Origin of the sequence: Marichromatium gracile, assembly GCF_004343155.1 — a bacterium.
Lineage (GTDB): Bacteria > Pseudomonadota > Gammaproteobacteria > Chromatiales > Chromatiaceae > Marichromatium > Marichromatium gracile.
Map to the genome: position 1 here is coordinate 1 of NZ_SMDC01000025.1, position 3,503 is coordinate 3,503.

3 protein-coding genes are annotated in these 3,503 nt (G+C 56.4%); 2 read left to right on the forward strand and 1 reads right to left on the reverse strand.

All coding sequences use genetic code 11. The annotated features are described in order from the left end of the window. The first annotated feature begins 162 nt into the window (after window positions 1-162). Window positions 163-849 (forward strand): IS1 family transposase, encoded by a 687-nt coding sequence (locus EDC29_RS17160; protein ID WP_132230693.1) that lies wholly within the window; start codon window positions 163-165, stop codon window positions 847-849. Between the two features lie 191 nt (window positions 850-1,040). Further along, window positions 1,041-3,284, forward strand: a complete 2,244-nt coding sequence (locus EDC29_RS17165) for an ATP-binding cassette domain-containing protein (RefSeq protein ID WP_132230692.1) — start codon at window positions 1,041-1,043, stop codon at window positions 3,282-3,284. A gap of 4 nt (window positions 3,285-3,288) precedes the next feature. Here the strand turns inward: EDC29_RS17165 and EDC29_RS17170 are convergent. After that, window positions 3,289-3,503 (reverse strand): transposase (locus EDC29_RS17170; RefSeq protein WP_165913569.1); only part of this gene is annotated, 215 nt, incomplete at its 5' end.

Consider the following 3,503-nt stretch of genomic DNA (forward strand, 5'->3'; position numbering starts at 1 on the left):
CGATCGGCTTGCGGCCAGGGTAGCGATATCGGCGCGGCTTGGGCGCCGGCAGCAAGGGTTCGATTTCGGCCCACAGGTCATCGGGCAGCAACGGCGGTAGTGCCCTGACCGTAGGTTTCGATAAGATCAGAATCTCTTGCTTTAAGGGTGAAGAAGATATATCTGACATGCCCGCAGTGTCACTTCAACCATGTGACCAAAAATGGATTCAACCGGTTGAAAAGGCGGTTGTGCAAGTGTCAAAATTGTGGCAGCCAGTTCGTTCTCCATCCTGCCAAGGGGCCGGTTTCTCAGGAAACCCGCGAACTGATCGATCGGTTGCTGTTGGATAAAATCTCCCTGGCCGGAATTGCCCGTGCGGTGAAGGTCTCCGAGGCTTGGCTGCAGAACTACGTGAATGAGAAGTACAAGAAGGTTCCTCGTCAGGTCGCGCTAAAAAAACACCACATCCTACGAGTGATCCTGGAGTGTGACGAGCTGTGGTCTTTTGTCGGAAAACGCCTGAACAAACAATGGATCTGGCTCGCCATGGATCGCCTGCCCCGGCGTGTCGTCGGGGTCCATGTTGGCGATCGTACGGAGCGCTCCGCACAGGCTCTGTGGGATTCCATCCCAGCGCAATATCAGGCTTCCGCTCCCGCCTACACAGATTTCTGGAGCGCCTATGCGCGGATCATCCCTGCACACCGACATTACCCCAGTGCGAAGTCCCAAGGGGAAACTAACCACATCGAACGGTTCAACGGTACACTCCGGCAGCGTATTTCCCGCTTGGTGAGAAAGTCGCTCGTGTTCTCGAAGAACCAGGAAAACCATAAGGGTGCACTCTGGATCTTCATTCATCACTAAAACGCCACGATGTGCGTGTGATTTATTGTGGGTGAGTCGAAAACACCGAACGATTCAAAATCCTATCGGTTAGGGCGCTGCCGCAACGGCTTGGCCATGGCTATCCTCCGTCAATGTGTGCGTGATCTCGACGCCTCTGACAACGCGAACGGCTTTGTGTTAGAGCCTCTTAATGGTTCGGAAAAGCATCTATGGATATCGTGATCTCCGGTGCGTGCGAGAATAATCTCAAAAATGTTGATGTCAGAATCCCGAGAAATAAGTTTGTCGTTGTTACGGGCGTGTCTGGTTCCGGGAAATCTTCATTGGTATTCGATACTTTGTTCGCGGCAGCGCAAAGCGAACTGCTAAATTCCATTAATGCCTATGCGCGTCAAGCAATGCGGAGTGTCAGTCCGCCACAGGTCAACGAGATCAAAGGGCTATCCCCGGCAATTGCCATAGACCAAAAGCCGCTGGCGCGTAATCCCAGATCAACGGTTGGGACGGTTACAGACATATATTCATTTATTAGACTTATTTTTTCGCGAGTTGGAACTCCAGCTCTATCGGCAGGCGAATTCTCATTCAACACGCCGAAAGGTGCATGCGAGTCGTGTTCTGGCCTAGGCGTTAGTCTTGAGGTCGAAAAATCCCTGCTACTCGATATGAACAAGTCGCTGCAGCAGGGGGCAATCCGCCATCGCACATGGAAGGTCGGCGGCCGTTATTGGAATATTGTCGCTGCTGTAGGCATGTTCGATATGAACAAGCCTTTACAGTATTTTTCTGACGACGAGATGGAAAAATTATTGTTTCATCCTCCTCTGGAATACAGTAATCATGATCCCGGATACGTCCAGACCTTCACTTATGAAGGGATCATCAGTCGCCTGATGAAACGGGCGTCAGACAGCCGAGGCGGCAAGGAATACGACGCACAGTTCTTCGTCAATGCACCCTGCCATCAATGCGGAGGGTCCAGACTGAACGCTGCCGCGCGGGCTGTGAGGGTCTGCGGCTATAGCGTCGTCGATTTGCTCAACATGGAAGTGCGGCGACTTAGACCTCTGCTGGACGGTCTCGAGGGGGTGGTCGCCCAACGGATCGTCAGCGCAGTGACCGGACGGCTGGAGCATCTAGAGCAGGTGGGTGTCGGCTATCTCACAATGAACCGCTCTATCGACACTCTGTCCGGCGGTGAGGCGCAGCGGGTCAAGCTTGCCCGTCAACTCGGCAGTGCGTTCCGCGAGATCATATACGTTCTTGATGAACCATCCGCCGGGCTGCACCCGGCAGACAGCGAAAGGCTGGTGACATTGCTGCGCTCACTGGCGGCGAAGCAGAACTCGGTGGTGGTGGTCGAGCACGATCTGGCAATCATTCGTAAGGCCGACGTCATCGTCGACGTCGGTCCCCACGCCGGATCTTATGGCGGAAAAGTCCTTAAAGCTGGCACGCCGGAAGAAATCGCCGAAACCGACAGCCCGACCGGATTGGCTCTGTCGGGAAGGCACACGATACCCTTACCGAAATGCCGCCGCAAGTGCACCAAGGCGCTGGAGGTTCGGCAGGCCAGCCTTAACAATCTCAAGGGCGTCAGCGCACATTTCTACAAGAGTGCGCTCAACTGCATCACGGGGGTCTCCGGATCGGGCAAGAGTTCTCTCATCAAGGAACTGCTGCGCCAAATACCTGATGCAATCGTCATCGACCAATCGCCGATCGGTAGCTCGTCGCGCTCGGTGGTCGTCACCTATGTTGACGCCTTCGACGACATGCGGGCCGAGTTCGCCCGGGCGACGGGCATGCCACCGTCGCTCTTCGCGTTCAACAGCGAGGGCGCCTGCCCCGTCTGCGAGGGATTAGGATACACGCGTCTGGACATGCATTTCTTGGGCGACTTAAAGGAAGTGTGCGAGGCGTGCAATGGCCGAAGGTTCAACGAGAAGACCCTCAGCTATCGCTATGCCGGCCATACCATCGCAGATGTCCTCGACCTGACGGTAGAGCAGGCACAGGATGTTTTCCGCTCGCCTGAGGTCCGCAAACGCTTCCAGATTCTGCTGGAAGTGGGCGTCGGCTACCTGCGCCTCGGGCAGAGCCTGACCGAGCTGTCAGGGGGAGAGCGCCAGCGCATCAAGATCGCCCAGCGCCTCAGCCGAAAAGGGTACACCTACGTCCTCGACGAGCCGACCCGCGGGCTACACCCCGTGGATGTGGGCATGTTGGTCCGCATTCTTGACCGGTTGGTCGATGCCGGGAACACTGTGGTGGTTGTTGAGCACGACCTCGACCTCGTCAAGTGTGCGGACTGGATCGTCGATCTCGGCCCCGGCGGTGGCACGGAAGGCGGCACCATCGTTGCCGAAGGCACGCCTGAGGAGGTCGCCGCCAACAGGAATTCAGTGTCTGGCAAATATCTGGCAGAGGCTCTGGGCATGGCAGCCCGGTGAGCAGCTACGTTTTGTACGAAAAGTAATGCCTGAGGCATCTGCGGATGCAAGCAAGCGTGAACATTGCCGAGAAGCTGGTCGCCAACTTGTCGTAACGGGTGGCGATGCGTCGACAGGACTTGAACCAGCCGAACAGCCGCTCGATGACGTTGCGCTTGCGATAGCTGGGCTTCTTGAGTGTCCGAGGGCGGCCAGGCTTGGGTTTGCGCACGCCCTTGC